At 58.5% G+C, this 16,832-nt stretch carries 14 protein-coding genes; 13 read left to right on the plus strand and 1 reads right to left on the minus strand.

The genetic code is table 11. From position 1 onward, the window contains the following. Positions 1–27: 27 nt before the first annotated feature. The 10 genes from QMO82_RS14820 (at position 28) to QMO82_RS14865 (ending at position 11,042) form a co-directional block, all read left to right on the plus strand. On the plus strand, positions 28–1,209 hold the full coding sequence (locus QMO82_RS14820) for an acyl-CoA dehydrogenase family protein (RefSeq protein WP_183606834.1): 1,182 nt from the start codon (positions 28–30) through the stop codon (positions 1,207–1,209). A gap of 39 nt (positions 1,210–1,248) precedes the next feature. Beyond that, complete coding sequence (locus QMO82_RS14825) at positions 1,249–2,226, plus strand: ketopantoate reductase family protein (RefSeq protein WP_183606833.1); 978 nt, start codon at positions 1,249–1,251, stop codon at positions 2,224–2,226. Between the two features lie 37 nt (positions 2,227–2,263). Beyond that, a complete protein-coding gene (locus QMO82_RS14830) occupies positions 2,264–3,268 on the plus strand; it encodes a C-terminal binding protein (protein ID WP_183606832.1) in 1,005 nt (334 codons plus the stop codon). Between the two features lie 205 nt (positions 3,269–3,473). Next, the gene (locus QMO82_RS14835) at positions 3,474–5,126 is read left to right on the plus strand and encodes a bifunctional diguanylate cyclase/phosphodiesterase (protein ID WP_183606831.1); all 1,653 of its coding nucleotides are present in this window, start codon (positions 3,474–3,476) and stop codon (positions 5,124–5,126) included. 80 nt (positions 5,127–5,206) lie between these two features. After that, on the plus strand, positions 5,207–5,680 hold the full coding sequence (locus tag QMO82_RS14840) for a hypothetical protein (RefSeq protein ID WP_183606830.1): 474 nt from the start codon (positions 5,207–5,209) through the stop codon (positions 5,678–5,680). After that, positions 5,677–6,849 carry a class I SAM-dependent methyltransferase gene (locus QMO82_RS14845; RefSeq protein WP_097621990.1) on the plus strand — a complete coding sequence of 391 codons (1,173 nt, stop codon included), beginning with the start codon at positions 5,677–5,679 and terminating at the stop codon, positions 6,847–6,849. Before QMO82_RS14840 ends, QMO82_RS14845 begins: the two co-directional genes overlap by 4 nt. Beyond that, positions 6,849–9,215 (plus strand): SpoIIE family protein phosphatase, encoded by a 2,367-nt coding sequence (locus QMO82_RS14850; protein ID WP_183606829.1) that lies wholly within the window; start codon positions 6,849–6,851, stop codon positions 9,213–9,215. Before QMO82_RS14845 ends, QMO82_RS14850 begins: the two co-directional genes overlap by 1 nt. Positions 9,216–9,219: 4 nt before the next feature. Beyond that, positions 9,220–9,780 carry a hypothetical protein gene (locus QMO82_RS14855; RefSeq protein ID WP_183606828.1) on the plus strand — a complete coding sequence of 187 codons (561 nt, stop codon included), beginning with the start codon at positions 9,220–9,222 and terminating at the stop codon, positions 9,778–9,780. 7 nt (positions 9,781–9,787) lie between these two features. Further along, on the plus strand, positions 9,788–10,126 hold the full coding sequence (locus tag QMO82_RS14860; RefSeq protein ID WP_183606827.1) for a hypothetical protein: 339 nt from the start codon (positions 9,788–9,790) through the stop codon (positions 10,124–10,126). A 247-nt stretch (positions 10,127–10,373) separates the two neighbouring features. Next, on the plus strand, positions 10,374–11,042 hold the full coding sequence (locus tag QMO82_RS14865) for a hypothetical protein (protein ID WP_183606826.1): 669 nt from the start codon (positions 10,374–10,376) through the stop codon (positions 11,040–11,042). A 268-nt stretch (positions 11,043–11,310) separates the two neighbouring features. On the opposite strand, the gene QMO82_RS14870 is transcribed toward QMO82_RS14865, so the two are convergent. Continuing rightward, positions 11,311–14,094, minus strand: a complete 2,784-nt coding sequence (locus QMO82_RS14870; protein ID WP_183606825.1) for an EAL domain-containing protein — start codon at positions 14,092–14,094, stop codon at positions 11,311–11,313. A gap of 360 nt (positions 14,095–14,454) precedes the next feature. On the opposite strand from QMO82_RS14870, the gene QMO82_RS14875 reads away from it, so the two are divergent. The 3 genes from QMO82_RS14875 to QMO82_RS14885 all read left to right on the plus strand — a co-directional run bounded on the left by QMO82_RS14875 (position 14,455) and on the right by QMO82_RS14885 (position 16,448). After that, positions 14,455–15,126, plus strand: coding sequence for a hypothetical protein (locus tag QMO82_RS14875; RefSeq protein ID WP_183606824.1), 672 nt, complete (start codon positions 14,455–14,457; stop codon positions 15,124–15,126). A gap of 274 nt (positions 15,127–15,400) precedes the next feature. Further along, on the plus strand, positions 15,401–15,703 hold the full coding sequence (locus QMO82_RS14880; RefSeq protein WP_183606823.1) for a hypothetical protein: 303 nt from the start codon (positions 15,401–15,403) through the stop codon (positions 15,701–15,703). Positions 15,704–15,845: 142 nt separating this feature from the next. Further along, on the plus strand, positions 15,846–16,448 hold the full coding sequence (locus QMO82_RS14885) for a hypothetical protein (protein WP_183607670.1): 603 nt from the start codon (positions 15,846–15,848) through the stop codon (positions 16,446–16,448). Positions 16,449–16,832 lie beyond the last annotated feature (384 nt).

Consider the following 16,832-nt stretch of genomic DNA (forward strand, 5'->3'; position numbering starts at 1 on the left):
GGGCGTCCATCAGAAGGCTTCAACGACATGCCCCATGACACAAGCGTCCTGAACGCAACCGCGCGGGTTCTAGCCGAGGCTGCTCCGGAAGCGGATCGTACTGGTCAGTTTCCATGGACGGGTATTCGTGCCGTTCATGAAAGCGGCCTTCTGGAAAGCACCGTCGCCGTCCGCTATGGCGGAGGTGGTGCCACCCTTGCCGACACGGCTCACATCTTAGCCGCTCTCGGGCGGGGCGATCCGTCCGTCGCGCTGATCAGCGCCATGACGATCTTCACCCATCTCGGCCAGGCGGGAAAAAACCATTGGCCGGAAGATCTCTACACCAGCCTGCTCGCGGAGGGGAAGCAGCGCCCGCTGCTGCTCAACGCCGCCCGCGTCGAGCCGGAACTGGGGTCGCCGGCGCGTGGCGGTCTGCCGGCAACGCGCGCCCGTCGTACGGCGAACGGCTGGTCGATCACCGGTCGCAAGCGCTTCGTAACAGGCGCGCATGGCCTCACGCATTTCCTCGTCTGGGCGCATACCGATGAAACCCCAACGCGGGTTGGAACCTTCGTCGTGCCGAATGGACTGCCTGGCATTCGCGTGATCGAAAACTGGAACAGCCTCGGCATGCGCGCCACAGGTTCGCATGACGTCGAATATATCGACGTCGAAATCCCGGTAGAAGACGTGCTTGATCTCACCGACGCCACAGTGGCGCAACAGGACAATCGCGCCCATGCGGCGCTCACGCTGGCGCTGACCGCGCTCTATCTTGGCGTGGCCGAAGCCGCGCAGGCCGCCTTCATCCGCTTCGCGCATGAGCGGGTGCCGACCAATCTCGGCCATCCCATTGCCCGCACGGAGCGTTTCGTGACGCTTTCGGGCGAAATCGACCTGCTTGTCTCCGGCGCCCGCCAGATCATTTTTGGCCCGCTCGAAGCCGGCCAAAGTGACGCGGAAAAATTCATAAGAGCCCGGCTTATTGCCGGCCGGCAGTTGCGTGAGGCCGTCCAGATCGCGGTGCGCGGCATCGGCAATCCGGGCCTTAACGCCGAGCTGGGGCTTGAACGGCATTTCCGGGACATCCAGTCCGTGCTCGTCCACGCTCCGCAGGAAGACGTATCGATTTCCATTTTGGGGCGCGCCGCCTTCGACCGTTGGAACCGGGATGAGGCCGCTCTACCGACCTATTCGACAGGCGTCCCCGTCCTTAAAACTGCCTGACGCGACAGGACCTCTCAACTCAATTTGCAGCGGACCTACATGACACGTTACATCATCATCGGCGCCGGCGCGGTCGGTGCCAGCCTTGCCGCCGAGTTCGAAACCCGCGACATTCCTTACGTTCTGGTGGGACGCGGCGCGCAGATCGCTCATATCGCAGCCCATGGGCTTTCTTATCGCCGCCCGAGGGAAACCCGGTTGGTTCAACTCAACGTGGTCGACACCGCAACGCCGCCCGCTCTGAAGCCGGACGATATCCTGATCCTCACAGTCAAGGCGCAGGATGTCGAGGCGGCAACCGATTTCTGGGCCTGGCGCGATGTGGACGGCGCGGGCCTCGCATCCGATCTGCCGCTGGTCACGTTCCAAAACGGGCTGGCCGCCGAGGATATCGCGCTGCGGCGCTTCCATCATGTCTATGCGGCCAGCATTCTCATTCCCGCGCGCTACACCGTGACCGGTGAGGTCGTCGTCGGCGGTGAACCGAATCTCGGCGTTGTCACGCTCGGACGCTATCCGCACGGGCTGGACGATACCGCATCGGCAATTGTCTCCGACCTGACGAAGGCGGGATATCTGGCCGAAGCCCGTGCGGACATTCGCCGCTGGAAGGCCGCGAAGCTGCAGCACAATGCCACCAACGCGGTCGAGCTTTTCGCCGGCACGCCGGAGGCTCGCGCAAAAGCAGCCGCCGAATTGGCAGAGGAAGCGCGCACCGTCCTGAAGGCGGCGGGATACGATCTGGCGGCTCCGTCGGAACGGAGGGTCGACATATCGGGCTGGCGCGTCGCCGAAGACAGCGGCATCGAACGCGGCCAGCAATCGACATGGCAGAGCTTCGTGCGCGGCACGTCAAGTGAGGTTGATTACCTGAACGGTGAGATCGTGCGGCTCGGACGTCTTCACGGCGTGGCCGCCCCCCTCAACGCGGCCTTCCAACGAGCGGCGGCAAGGCTCGCACGCGATGGGGGCAAGCCGGGTTCGCTGGGCATTGAAGAGGTAGGACGGTTCGCATGACCAAGGGATCGATAAACGAGGGCGGCTCTTCTTCCGAATGACAGAACAGAGAAAATATGTGGTCGGAATTACCGACCACATGATCGGCACGCCGGACCTCGAGGCCGAGGTGCTCGGCAAGGATGTCGAGATCGACTTCTTCGCCACCACGGATGAAACGCTTTTCGCTGCCGATCGCCTCGCCCGGCTCGACGCCCTGATGGTCTGGGGCGCACGGCTCGGGCGGCGAAGCATCGCTCATCTCACCCGCTGCAGGGGCGTCGTGCGGTACGGAGTCGGTTACGAGAAGATCGATATCGCGGCCTTGGCGGACGCCGGCATCCCCTTCGCCAACAACCCGGACTATGGCACCGAGGAGGTTGCCGACCACGCGGTCGCGATGATCCTGTCTCTGCAAAGACGGCTGTGGGAACATGACGCGCGCGCCCGTGGCTATACGTCCGGCTGGCAGGTCCACAGCCTCAAGCCGCTTTCCCGCGCAAACCGGGCCACTGTGGGCGTCGTCGGTGTCGGACGGATCGGAACGGCGGTCATCAACCGCCTGAAGCCGTTCGGCTTTCGCATCCTCGGCTATGATCCCGGCCAACCGCCTGGTCACGAAAAGGCGGTGGGGTACGAGCGCACCGACAATCCGAGCGATCTTTTCGCACGGTCTCACATCGTCACGCTCCATTGTCCGGCCACGGACGAGACACGCGGCATGCTGGACGGCGACGGGCTGGCCCGGATGAAACCCGGAGCCATTTTGGTCAATACGGCCCGCGGCGAACTTATCGATGATCTCGATGCGCTTGAAGCGTCCCTGAGGAGCGGTCACCTGGCAGCGGCCGCGATTGACACGCTGGTGCAGGAGCCGCCAGGCGACCATCCGCTGCTTTCGGCCTGGCGCAACCGCGAAGACTGGCTCGCAGGACGGTTGGTGATAACCCCGCACAATGCCTTTTACTCCGATCACGCCGCGGTCGAGATGCGCCAAAACGCAGCGCGGACGGTGAGAATATTGCTCGATGAAGGCAGGCTTCGAAATCGGATCACCGCGTGACGGCCTCCCGTGGTCCTGTCCTTCAGAGACCGGCGTGAGGGCGATCGATTGCTTCTTCTTATCCGTGACATAAGTGTATCTCAATGCTGCGGTTGGGGATTGTTAATCAGAAATGCCTAATGTAAATCTTAACGTGCACAAGTTGTGTGGGAGTCGAACTGCTACGATAACTGATTAGGACCTGCGGCGAGGGAGAGCCTTGGACATGCGGAAAATTCGTGCGGCCCGCTCGGCCGGCGGAAAAACGGAGGCAAAAGTTTTGAGCTCGATCGACCGGCTTTTGTTCTTTGACCGCGATTTCAATCCCGTCGAGAATTTGCTGGGCAATGAGCTGCCTGCTTCCGTCAAACCAGCAGCGTCGTTTTGGGAGCATTTTACAGAATTAGACAAATCGGAAATTACCCTCGCTTTCGCTTCCATGGGCGATGGTACCCAGCCTTTGCGGATATTTGGCGATCCCAGCAGGTCTGGGTGGCGCGGACTGACGATTTACAAGATCGGAGATCTGTTTGCCGTGGTTCGGTCCGAGGAACCTATCGACGAGGAGCGGGCAACCCTTTTGCATCTCGCCACCCACGATCCACTGACTGGACTGCCGAACCGACGCCAGTTCAGCGACGACCTCACCGAGTTGTTACAGGAGACCGCAGCCTCGAACGAGACCCTGTCCCTGATGCAGCTCGACCTTGACGATTTCAAGCCCGTGAACGACACGCTCGGGCATCCGGCCGGAGACAAGCTTCTTCAATTCGCAGCAAGGCGTATTCAAGGCTGCCTGACCGCTGATGACAGAGCCTATCGACTGGCGGGTGACGAATTCACCGTCATATCGACGGGCTCGGGGCATCCGGCCAAAGCACACCACCTGGCAGAAGCTTTGGTTGCCGCATTCAAAAAGCCCTTCACCATAGATGGCATCACGGTATTTGTTGGTTCCAGCATTGGCATATCGACCGCTCCACCTGATGGAACAACTCCGGAGCAGCTGATGAAAGCCTCCGACCTCGCACTCTACGCTGCGAAGAAAGAGGGGCGCGGCCGCGCCAGCGCGTTTGATCCCTCAATGCTTGAATTGCTGGAGCAACGCGAACTGCTGCGCCGCAGCCTTCGCATGGCCTTGGTCCAACAGGAATTCTCCGTCGAATACCAACCCATCGCAGAGGGCGGCTGCATTGTCGGCTTCGAAGCATTGCTGAGGTGGCACCACCCTCTCCTTGGAAATATTCCCCCCGTGACATTTATTCCGATGGCCGAGGCCGATGGACTGATGCCCGAAATAGGTGCATGGGTTTTGGAGCAGGCATGCCGCGAGGCAATGAAGTGGCCGCAGAACTACCTCGTCGCCGTCAATGTGTCGGCGGCTGAATTTTTGACGAGCGGCCTCACCGATCGGATATCCCAGACGCTCGACCTGGTCGGGTTGCCGCCCGATCGTCTGGAACTCGAGATAACCGAAAGCGTGCTGCTTGAGCGGACCGTCAATAACATCGATACCTTGAATACGCTCAACGTGCTGGGGCTACGAATCTCGCTGGATGATTTCGGGACCGAATATTCTTCGCTGAGCTATCTGAAGACATTCCCTTTCGACACGATCAAAATCGACAAATACTTTATCACCGATCTCGAAAGCGATCCGAAAAGTCAGACAATCGTCCGCTGTATTGTGGACCTGGCACATGGTCTCGACATGCAGGTGACAGCCGAAGGTGTTGAAACGCCGGCTCAAGCGGAATGGCTGCGCAACGTGGGCTGCGACAGACTTCAAGGCTATTTGGTGAGCAGGCCGCTACCGGTCGAGGCAATCGACGAGTTCATCGCCCGGGCGGAAACATCTGTGCGGCACGCTCTGCCATAACGAACAACCGATTTTTTGCCGTGCCTTCAACTGTCGCAAGCATTAGCCTGACGCCCCGGGCAAAACTGATGGAGGGTGGATTGGAAGAGGAAGCATCTGGCTTCGACGACCACGCATTCGTGCCGATGGTATCGCTGGAAATGAACCTTGCGATGTTCAAATCCCGGTGGCAGCTTTGCGACGGGATTACCGAATATCTCTCGGAAATTCTGGGGCAAAGCCACAGCGATCCCGCTCGATATTCCAATTTTCTTTCCGTCGCGGCAAACGAACTCGTTGAACTTGCTTTCCGTTCGACCAGAGCGCCTGGAAGGATCAGGTTCGGTCTCTATCGCAGCGCGACATTCAATCGGCTGAGAATTGCGTTTCCTCGCGAGGACGCATTTGACCGTCAGCCTGTCGCCGGCTCCGCAGACCTGGTCACGAAGTCCGAAGAAACAGTCTTGCTCCGAGATTTGGCGACAATATTCCGCGCCGCTATCCGTATTGAAGAAGACGACGTGCACGGGATGCAAATCATCGCGGATTTCCCCTCCAGGGAGGACTTCCAATGAACCTGCTTCCCCTGCCCTTCACCGCGCATTTCGATCCGACAAATCAGGAACTTTTGCTGGCTGGCAAGATGCGGCCCGAAAGCGCCGGTGAGATTGCCGATGTCCTGAAGCTCGTGCGGCAAAGTTTGGAAAAATACAGCGGGGTCGTTTACCTCAATGTCAAACGTCTGACGCACATCAACATGACGGCCTTCGCCGCCCTGTCCGATGTCCTGACGGCAAGCTGCCGGGCCAGGCCGGAACGCAGGATCGTCATCATTACGTCGAGCGTGGTGGCATGGTCGACCTCGTTGTTCGAGACCTTGGTCGCCTCACAACCAAACTTGTCGGTCGAAGTCTACGATTCGGCATTTTATCCGGGCCAGACCTTCGTCGAGGATGAGAGTTTCATTCCCATTCTGCGCACCCAGACGAAAATGACATGGAGGCACGAACGCGAACTGCTGCCTCGCCATGGCCTGCGCAACGGCCTTGTCATCGCCGATATCTGCTGCGGAATTGGTGATTTTGCCGCCCTGGTTCAGCGGGAGTTCAAACCGGCACGCCTTGTCGCGCTGGATCATTCCGTGCGCAGCCTCGACTATGCCCGCAAGGTCGCTGCCGATTTCGATCTGCAGGGAATCGAGTACACCTATGGTGACGCCTCGCAAATGCTGCTTCGAGACAACCAATTTGACTTTGTCACCTGCCGACATTCGCTGCAGATTTTCGACCGTCCCGAGATGCTGCTGCGGGAGCTTTACCGAATCTGCAAACCAGGCGGCCGCGTCTACATCACCAACGAGAAAAATTCGCATTGCCTGGGCGAGCCACATGCTGAAACAATAAAATGGACTTACGAGGAGGTCGCCAAACTGTTCAGGCATTTCCACATGGATGTCGAAATGGGGCCGAAAAGCCGCCATCTCCTCGCCGATGCGGGGTTCGATGACATCAAGGTCGACTGCTTCATGGTGACCAACCTTGATGGGGATCCCCAGGACTTCGCAGACATCATCGAAGCTTGGGAAAATGTCTACGCCGGTGAGATGGCCGTCCGACGGGGCGACTCCGTGGATTTCATTCGCAGGTTCCGGCAGGGATTCAAGGATCACATCTTTGCCGCTCTTCACCCCAAGGGTTACGCAGGCTGGCCGATCTGGGCTGCATCCGGAAGAAAGCCGCTGTAATGGACGCGCAATTATCGAAAAGACCGGCAGGATTGGCCTCGTTTCGGGCAAAGTTCATCCTGGTCGTCGGCGGAGCCGTCCTCTTTGACCTGCTGGTCAGCGGTGGACTGGCACTTTGGAACGTTCAGAGGCTATCGCGTGACGCAACGCTCGAGGTCGGCCAGGGTCTTGAAGCTGCAAGCCAGGAATACATCCGCACCTATGCCGATTCCACAGCAGCCCAGGTGAGCCTGCTCCTGCGGCAGGTTCATAGCGACGTCGGTACCCTGGCAGGTGTGCTCCAGGCGCAGATCGACGATCCCGAGCGGAATTCGGACGTCGGCGCGGCAATCGCTCGCACTTCTCCCGGCAGCGTCAGCCTGTCCTACGATCAGAAGGGGAAGTGGTCCCAGAACGCTCCGGGTTCTGTCTCTGTCGTGAGCGTCTGGGGGTACTTGCTCGGACAAGATCATAGACCGAGGCCCGCTGTGGAGAGCGATATCCAGGCGAGCGCTGTTCTGGATCTTATTGCGCCGAGCCTGATGCAGCACGGTGCTTCAAAGCTGCAGATGTATTATATCGGGTCGAAAGCACGACCGATCTTCAGGACCGCGCCCTACACCGACCAGGCTCAGACCTTCGACCGGCTTTATCCCGGTCACAACGAGGCCGATTTCTGGGACTTCTTTTTTCCCGGACTTTATGAGTCCTGGCAGGGCTGGGCCAAGGATATGAAAACGCGTCCGGTCGCCGACGATATAACCCAGACAGCGCCCTATACCGATGCTATTACCGGCAAGCTGATCGTCAGTTTCTTCCATCCATTGTGGACAGCCGACAGGAAGGACGTTGCCGGGACGGCCGGCGCCGACATCACACTCGACCAGCTCGCACAGATTGTCGAGAATGTGAAAGTGGCCCAGTCCGGCTTTGGATTTCTGGCAATGTCCGACGGAAACGTCGTGGCGATCAACGGCACAGGAGAAAAAACCCTCGGTCTGCGTTCTGCGAGCGATGCGGGCGGCGCCGGCGCCGGCGCCTTGACCGGCCTGCAGCGCTCGCTGAAGGGAAGCTCCCAGCCTGCCATCGCCAAACTGGCTCTTGACCGAGAACAGGGCATTCAGCACCTGCTGTTGCAGCAGGACGGCAACGAGGTCCCCTATATCGTTATCGTCAAGAAACTGCCGGCGACCAATCTCTGGGTCAGTGGCCCGGTTCGGCAAGAGGCGATGTTGCTGGGGGTGGTTGTGCCCGAGCGAGAAATCGAGGCCTCGCTCTATGCTGCCCAGGCCAAGATTTCCGAGGCGACGAACCGGATCGTGCTCTACCAAATCCTAGCGATTTTGATGTCATTGCTGATCGTGACCATCGCGGTATTTGCCGCCTCGAAACGAATAACCGGCGGCATCAGTGCACTGGCAGGTGCCGCCAAACGTATTCAGGCGAAGGATTATTCGGTCAGGGTGGCCATAACAAGCAAGGATGAAGTCGGCGCGGCTGGCGAAGCATTCAATCGGATGGCCCAAGAGATCAGCTATCACACGGAAAATCTCGAACAGCTCGTCGAGGAGCGAACCGCTCAGATCGCAGATGCAAAGGAAGAGATTTCGATGCTGAATTCACAACTTCAGCGAGAAAACAGGCGTCTCGGAACAGAGCTGGCCGTCGCCGAGAGAATCCAGTTGATGGTTCTTCCGCTGCATCAGGAGCTTGAGGACTTTCAGGCGCTCGAGATCGCCGCCTATATGAGACCGGCGGAAGAAGTCGGCGGCGATTATTACGACGTTTTGAAGAGCGGAAGCCGGTTGAAGATCGGCATCGGCGACGTCACCGGACACGGGCTGGAAAGCGGCGTGTTGATGCTGATGGTTCAGTCCGTCGCCCGCGCCCTGCAGGAAGCCGGAAATACCGATGCGGTGAAATTTCTCACCAATCTGAACAGCGCCCTGTTTAAGAATATCGTCAGGACGAAAATCGATAAGCACCTCACTCTGGCGTTTCTTGACTACGACGGGAAAGAGATGATCCTGTCGGGACAACACGAGGAAGTTGTCGTCGTGCGGGCGAACGGCGAGGTCGAGCGCATAGACACCATGGATCTGGGCATTCCGATCGGGCTGGAAGCCGATATTTCCGCTTTCATCAAAACCCGTGAAATCGCGTTCGAGACGGGAGACCTCATACTTTTGCATACCGACGGCGTAACAGAAGCCGCAAACGACGCGGGAGAACTCTTCGGCATCGAACGTCTCTGCCGCGAAGCACTTCGATTGAAGGGTCAGGATGCCGAGAAAGTCGTTTCAGGAATTGTAGCGGCATTGATGCGCTTTGTCGGATCGCAGAAGATTTACGACGACATCACCCTTCTCGCCGTGCGGCATAGGTGAACCAATGACGCCAACGGTATATGGCATGGAATCTCTGGCTGATATAAGCTTAGGCTCGGGCACCCGCCTCACGTTAAGCGACGGACCGCTTCAGCTGGGATGGAAGCACTCGGGAATGACGGCGGACTTCATAGCGGAAGTCATGGCTCTGCCGTATTCACGTTCAAAGAAAGACTACGTGCAGGCGCATCATGACATCGAATATCTCAGCAACGAATTGATTGAAAATGCCGTCAAGTTTCGACAGCCTGGCGAGATCCTCATTGAAGCCGGCATATTCGACGGAGCTTTTCTGATAAGGGTGAAGAACACGATCGATGGCGTGACATCGTCCCGCTTCCAGCAACTGCTGCATCGCCTCCAATCGAAAGACCCGGGGGAACTTCTTCTTGAGCAAATCGAAACCAATGCCATATCGACAACGAGCGGTTCGGGCTTGGGATTGCTCACCCTTCTGAGCGACTACGAGGCAAAAATGGCTTGGGCGTTCGAAGAGAACAATGACCAGCGGATCATACTGACGACGACTGCAGCCGTGGCGATGCCGCCCTCCTCCAATCCGTGAGCGAAGAATGGAAATCAGCGACGAAAATTTCCGCGTATGGGCGGAAAGAAACCAGGTATATTTCGACGGCGTATTCCGGCTGGCAGGACCGGACGCCTATGCACCCATTTATTCATTGATTTCAGGCCTGCTTCATGAGGGGCACGAACAGGTGACGTTCAACCTGACCGGTCTCGAGTTTCTCAATTCCTCGGGCATAAATCTCCTGGCCAAATTGACGATCGAAGCTAGAAAGATCGGCGACCTGCTGCTCGTCATCAAAGGCACCAATCAATATCCCTGGCAGGCCAAGTCGCTGCCGAACCTCAAGAAGCTACACCCGCTTCTCGATTTGCGCTTGGCGTGATTCTCCTTCGGTCCAATCGGGACGCTTGCGTGAGGGCATCGGTCTCCGCTGACCCGCGCGGATATCGCCTGACGCCGGCCCGGGTGATGATATGGATTTGTTAAGTACTTCCATTTGTTTAGGACCATAGTCCGACCGACATCCGGACCTCGGGCCGATGTGCAAGACGCAATCAAGGTCTAACCTCTGACATCTCCAGACGCGGTGCACTCACACCGCGCTTGATGAGCCGATCCGGAGGAAAATGATGCGGATAGCAACTTTGGCGTCCTTGGCCGCACTCTCGCTGGCCCTTGCAGCAAGCCCGGCAACCATTGCAGGCTTCGACATATCAGCGCTCGCAAAGGACGGCGGCAACGGTGGCGGAAATGGGGGTGGCAACGGCGGCGGCAATGGCGGCGGTAACGGCGGCGGCAATGGAAACAGCGGCAGCCACGGCAGCAGCAACCAGGGCAACGGCTCAAGCCATCACAGCGGTGCAGCCCATGGCAGCGCCAAATCCTCAGGCCTGAAAGGCAAATCCGCTGACGCAGGCAGCAAGTCCAAGGCGGATGAGACCAAAACCGTCAAGAAAGAGAAGAACCTGTCGGCGCAACTTGCGGGCCTGAACTCTCTGAAACGGAATTACAGGGCGTTGATGCATACGTCGGACCCACGCATGACCGCCATCGCGGCCTATGCCGTGGCTTATGCCCAATACGAACTCGACAATGGAACCGAGCCCGCAGCCGATGACCCTCTGTTAGGGGACGAGGCGCTGGAGGAGGCATTGGCGTCCGCAACGAAAACCGGTCAGGTCAGCCCGGCCGTTCTTGACCAAGCCAAGACCATCCTTGGCGTTGGCGACGCGAACGGAAAGATCGATCAAATCCGCACCTCGCTGGAAAAACGTCCCCCGGCAACGTCAGACGAATAGCCGCGAGTGAGGTGCAGGCGGTGCGAAGCGCCCCAGAATGGCTCCGCACTAAATTAAGAGAGCATTTCCGTTTGTTTGAGTAACGGAAATGCTCTTTTTTTGCGATTTCCGGCTCAAACCTGCTGTAGGAGATGGATGAGGACGCCCCTCATCCGGCTGCCGCCACCGACCGGGGTCGAGCCACGGGTCTCGACCCGTCCTTCGGACCCCCGTAAACGGGGCGAAGGAACTAAGCCGCAACCTCTCCGCTCCCGTCCGCCTTTACTGTTCAAGCCGCCTTTTCGATCGACGGCGCGCGCATCGCCTGCGGCCTTCCGAGCAGATAACCTTGTGCCTCGTCGCACTGCTCTTCTAAAAGCGTATCCAACTGCGCCTGCGTTTCCACGCCTTCCGCCAGCACCGGCACCTCCAGGCTGCGGCCGAGCGCCAGAATGGCCCGGACGATCGCCTTGGATTGGGCGTTGCTTTCGACCTCGGCCATGAAACTCTTGTCGAGCTTGATCTTGTCGAAGGGGAAGGAGCGCAGCGTCTCCAGCGAGGAGTAGCCGGTGCCGAAATCGTCGATGGCGATCGAGACGCCGAGCGCCTTCATCTCCCGCATGGTGCGCAGCGCCTTGTCCTTGTCGATGATGATGGAGCTTTCGGTGATCTCGATTTCGAGACGCCGCGGGTCGAGGCCGGTTTCGGCGAGGATGCCTGATATCACGACCGCCATGTCGGCATGGCCGAGCTGGACCGGCGAGAGGTTGACGGCGATCTTGTGGCCGTTGCTCCAGCTCGCCGCCTCCCGGCAGGCTTCGCGCAGCACCCATTCGCCGATCGGCAGGATCGCGCCGCATTCCTCGGCAAGGCCGATGAAATCCATCGGCGGGATATTGCCGCGCTCGGGATGGCGCCAGCGCAAGAGAACCTCGTAGCCGGTGATCTCTCCCGTCCGCACCGATTTCTGCACCTGATAGTGCAGATGAAGCTCGTTGCGATCGATTGAGGCCCAGAGGTCGTTGGCGAGCGCGCGGCGGTGGCGCGCGGTCTCGTCCATATCAGCCTCATAGAAGCAGACCCTCTGCAGCAGGGTGTGCTTGGCGCGGTACATGGCCAGGTCGGCATTGGCGAGAAGCCCATCGACGCTCTCGGCATCGTTCGGATAGATCGCAACGCCGAGGCTGGCGCCGGTCTTGATCTCGAAGCCGTCGACGGTGACCGTGCCGCCGAGCGCGCTTTCGAGCCGGCTGATGAAATCGTGGAGCGCGTTCAAATCGTCGAAGCGCTTGGTTGCGGCGAACTCGTCGCCGCCGAAGCGGGCGATGAACTCGCCCTCCTGCCGCGCCGCGCCGAGACGCCGGGTGAGCTCGACGAGAACGATGTCGCCGGTGGCGTGCCCGTGCTGGTCGTTGACCTCCTTGAACTTGTCGAGATCGATGCCGATGACGGCGACATGGCCGCTCACCCGGTCCGCGACCATCAGTTCCTCGGAAACGCGCTCGCCGAACTGCAGCCGGTTCGGCAGGCCCGTCAGCCCATCGTGCTTGGCGAGGAAGGCGACCTGCTCCTCGGATTTCAGCCGGTCGGTGATGTCTTCGAAGGTGACGACCCAGCCGCCATTGGCCAGCATGTTGACATTCTGCTGGATCGACTTACCGCTCGCATATGTGTGCACCGCGCTGCCGGCGCCGGCCCGGATCAGCGCCATGTTCCTGATGTAATGCGCCTCGGCTTGGGCAGCCGCTTCCGCCGCATCCTCGGTGTTGGCGGCATAGCCGATTTCGACAATCTGCCGGTAGGGCATGCCCGGCCGCACCGAACCCTCGGGGAAGCGGAAGATATCGAGATAACGCTTGTTGCAGAGCACCAGGCGCTCGTCTCCGTCGAACATGCAAATACCCTGCCCCATATTCTGGAGCGCCACGTCGAGATTGCGGGTCACCTCCTCGATCCGGTCGGCATCGGCCTTCTGCTTGCTGTTGTCCTTGGTGATCTTGGCAAAGCCGATCAGCGCGCCGGCTTCGTCACGGATCGCGTCGATTACGACATCGGCCCAGAAGGAGGAGCCGTCCTTGCGATAGCGCCAGCCCTGCGCTTCGAACTTGCCCTCGGTGCGGGCGGTCTCGAGCGCCCGCTGCGGCAGGCCTTTCCGGCAGTCTTCCGCCGAATAGAACAGCGAGAAATCCTTGCCGACGATCTCCTCGGCGCGATAGCCCTTGGCGCGCTCGGCGCCGGCATTCCAGTTACTGACCTTGCCGTCGGGATCGAGCATACAGATGGCGTAGTCGGTGACGCCCTGCACGAGCAGCTTGAAATTGCGCTCCGCCTTGGCGGTCTTGGCCTCCGAGCGCACGGCGAAAATGGCCGCCGCAAAACCCGCTGCCAGCAGTGAAAAGGTGACGGCGGCGATCGTCACCACCATGACCGCGGGCGAAAGCAGCGTCGCGGGATCGAGCGCCACAATGCCGGGCGTGACGGTGACACCGGCCATCGCGGTGAAATGCAGGGCGACCACACCTGATGTCAACAGAAGCGTCGGCGCGAGCCTGCCGAGAAGCGACCGCTCGCCCCTGCCCGCAAACCGAAAGGCCGCGACCGAAAAGGCGATGCCGAGTGCGACCGACACCGCCACGAACCCGCCATCCCACGAAATATCGCCCGGGAATTCGATGGCGAGCATTCCGGAAAAATGCATCGACCCGATGCCGGCGCCGAAGAGCACGCCCGCCAGAATATTCGCCACCCACCTGGTATAGCCGATCTTGGCTGCGATCGCGCCTGTGGTCGCGACGATCGCGACCAGCAGCGAAACCAGCGTCAAGCCGGCATGATAACCCACGACGACACCGGGGTCGTAAGCCAGCATGGCGACGAAATGCGTCGCCCAGATCCCAAAGCCGCCAGCCGCCCCCGCCGTCCCGATCCACACCCACCGGGCAGCGCCATCGGAAGACGTCGCCCGATCGAGCAGAACCATCGCGCAAAGGCTGGCGAGAAAGCAGATCAAACCCGCGAGACCGACCAGCGTGAGATTATGCTGCTCGGTAACGCACGTCAGAACGGTGAACATAAGACAGACCCTCAATTCGGGGACACGCTAATCAGCGGGCGCTTAAGGAAGGTTGAAAGGCGTGCGGCAGCTGGCGGGGATGGCGTAGGGAAATGCGGGGGTTTGGGCGCGCTGGAGGTGCTGTTATGGGATTAACGTTTATGGGGAGTGTCTTGATATGGTGAATGGATTTTCGGCTGGCGGTCATCGGTAAGGCCGTCAAGGCATCATGGCCGCGTATCTCAGATAAACGCGCATCTGCAACGCCAATAGCTAGACCTGCGGATAGCCGATCAACCCAGCGGACAGCCACATTGACGCCGACGGCGTCACGATGGACTGATGGGTCTTTGAGGTCGTGCAAAGTGGGAAAGGGTTTGGATGAAAAATTTCTTATTGTTATGCGCGGGGGTTGGGTTTCTGGCATCGGCAGCGATCGCACAAGATGCGATGCCGGGATCGGTCGAGGAGTTAATGAATGATCTTGCGAGCACCAACCCGTTGCTCCACGCGATTTTCATGGACCATATGGATGAAGCAAGGGAGGTAAACGCGAAGTTCCAGGCAGGAGACGAGGAGGTCGCGTTGACGGCTGCGTCCGAAATTTTTCGGAAATACGGCCAAGCGGCATTGTCGGCTGCGAGCGACGCTTCTGCAATCGAGGTGCTGAAGAGGGCAGGCGATGTCTTTGATGCCCTGGGCGATCACTATCCGCGAGGGTGCATGGAGTTTGTTCGGAATGACATCTCTTCCCAAGCGCTGAACATTCCCAGCGTGAATGAGGCCTATCGGCAGTATCAGGAAGCTGAGCGTGTTGCCTATGAGGATGGAAAGCTCCGCAAGCCGATTCCACGGATGGAAATAGCGGATATGTATCAAGTAGTTACCGAGGATTTAGGAGAAACCAAAGCCGAGCGGCAGACCTTGCTGCATCCTGAGAACGTTCTAGCCATCGAACTATGCGCAATCCTCAGAAAGAAGGTCAACATATCAGCGGTGCGAGAACCGCTGCGCGGCCAATACGCGAGAGCCAATTTAACATCGAACAAATAAGCATCTCCACATTGTAGTAGAGAAATGATGACCCGCTTCGTTTGCCTGTTTCTGGTGGCTTCCGTCCTCGGCGGCTGCGCTTTTCCATTCCAACGCACTTTGAGTGATTGCCCTCGTGAAAAAATAGTGTCGACCGGAGATACTTTTAGTTGCGCGGATCGCACCAAAGAACTACGGCCGAGCCGGACACCATGACCGCCACTGACACCGCAACCCTCGTCGAGGACGCCCCGCCCGCCGGATCGACGAGATTTCCACCGATGGGGAATCTTGATTGAGTGAAGATCAATTTGAACTGTGGCTGCCTTTCTGCGTCGTGGGCGGCCTTTGCGCTTATTGCTGGTATTGGTGCATCACATCGATCATTTTTTACCGCAAGAACGGCTTCGATTTCAGCGAAGACTTCGGCCCCAAGGTCTATTGGGGAACTTATGCACATGATCGCTTCCTGGCGAAGCCGAAAGCGAAGTTTTTTATCGCTATGCCTTTTGCGGTGGCGATAAGCTCTTTTTTGACGATATTTTTTGCTTTGGATCTGATGGGAATTATCAAACACTGTGTCGGTTGTGGACGGTAGCAGTCGGCGGATTATTGGAGAAGAATATGTATCTGCCGGTTCATGATCTGGATGAAGACGGCGGAGCCGATGGGACGGCTTGAACAAGATGGAGCAATTTCATCCAAGCGAGGTAGCGGATTTGGATGAGGGGGTACCCCGAATGTCAATCTTGCTAAGAAGTTTGTCGCTACTGGTCGGAATAACTTTAGCGGTGCCAGCCTTTGGCAATTGCTTAACCGCCAATGAGACCAAACAGGGCGTGCTGCTGACCAGAGAAGTGCCTTTCCTTTCCGTATTCTACAAGCCGGAGGGTCCGGGTCTCACCGAACAAAAGCTGGTGGAGCGTAACCGTTCGCTGCAGCCGGTATCGGCTGTATATTTGCACCCCTTGCTCGTCGAAAAGAGAGTTGGTCCCAACGGGACGCATGAGCTGAAATACACGAATGCGATTGCGCTAGACGATCTACCACAGAAGAAGAACTGGCGATCCGACACGACGCTTTTCATCAATGGCAAAAAATCCGTTTCGGGCACTACTTTTATTAGGTTCGACGGCTTGGGAGAGGAAACTATTGCATCTTGTTCGTACAAAGTTTGGGCCATCAAAAGCCGTCTGGAACTGACGGGATTGCCTCCGATTATTTTCGAACAATACTATTCCCCCGAGCTTCATCTCGTTCTTCGTTCGGTAAGGCTGGGCCCCTCCAACCAGCCGTTGAGCGAGATTCGATTTGATCGGTTGCAAATTGGCTGGGGCAACTAGAGGGCACATTGTGTCCCCTCTATCATCCCAGAAAGCCCGCTGGGCGCTCCCTCCCTACCTACCACTCTGTCGTCGCGGGTCGATGAGACCATGTGGATGAGCTGGGCCATGTCGGCTTCCTTCCCAGTGGCATATTGGGGGAATCCGATTGCATCATGCAATCAGCTATGGGCGAGATCAACTGGCTTATATCAAAATTGGGCGTTTTGGTAGTTTCGGAAGGCGCTCGAATCCGCACGAGTACATTGCCAGCGCGCTTATCGCATCCCCGCTCGGTGACCCAAGCAAGCTGCAAGTCAAGCAACCATGAATAGAGTTGTTTGATTACCAAAATCAACGTAGAAATTGCATCCGCCAGAAGATAGAGTGTCAATCGGCGGCAGT

It is taken from the genome of Rhizobium sp. BT04, assembly GCF_030053135.1.
Taxonomy (GTDB): Bacteria; Pseudomonadota; Alphaproteobacteria; order Rhizobiales; family Rhizobiaceae; genus Rhizobium; species Rhizobium binxianense.

What these genes read in the sequence shown, in the direction of transcription:
- QMO82_RS14820 (WP_183606834.1), top strand. Translation starts at nt 28, where the DNA reads ATGCCCCATGACACAAGCGTCCTGAACGCAACCGCGCGGGTTCTAGCC.
- QMO82_RS14825 (WP_183606833.1), top strand. Translation starts at nt 1,249, where the DNA reads ATGACACGTTACATCATCATCGGCGCCGGCGCGGTCGGTGCCAGCCTT.
- QMO82_RS14830 (WP_183606832.1), top strand. Translation starts at nt 2,264, where the DNA reads ATGACAGAACAGAGAAAATATGTGGTCGGAATTACCGACCACATGATC.
- QMO82_RS14835 (WP_183606831.1), top strand. Translation starts at nt 3,474, where the DNA reads ATGCGGAAAATTCGTGCGGCCCGCTCGGCCGGCGGAAAAACGGAGGCA.
- QMO82_RS14845 (WP_097621990.1), top strand. Translation starts at nt 5,677, where the DNA reads ATGAACCTGCTTCCCCTGCCCTTCACCGCGCATTTCGATCCGACAAAT.
- QMO82_RS14850 (WP_183606829.1), top strand. Translation starts at nt 6,849, where the DNA reads ATGGACGCGCAATTATCGAAAAGACCGGCAGGATTGGCCTCGTTTCGG.
- QMO82_RS14855 (WP_183606828.1), top strand. Translation starts at nt 9,220, where the DNA reads ATGACGCCAACGGTATATGGCATGGAATCTCTGGCTGATATAAGCTTA.
- QMO82_RS14860 (WP_183606827.1), top strand. Translation starts at nt 9,788, where the DNA reads ATGGAAATCAGCGACGAAAATTTCCGCGTATGGGCGGAAAGAAACCAG.
- QMO82_RS14865 (WP_183606826.1), top strand. Translation starts at nt 10,374, where the DNA reads ATGCGGATAGCAACTTTGGCGTCCTTGGCCGCACTCTCGCTGGCCCTT.
- QMO82_RS14870 (WP_183606825.1), bottom strand. Translation starts at nt 14,094, where the DNA reads ATGTTCACCGTTCTGACGTGCGTTACCGAGCAGCATAATCTCACGCTG.
- QMO82_RS14875 (WP_183606824.1), top strand. Translation starts at nt 14,455, where the DNA reads ATGAAAAATTTCTTATTGTTATGCGCGGGGGTTGGGTTTCTGGCATCG.
- QMO82_RS14885 (WP_183607670.1), top strand. Translation starts at nt 15,846, where the DNA reads ATGTCAATCTTGCTAAGAAGTTTGTCGCTACTGGTCGGAATAACTTTA.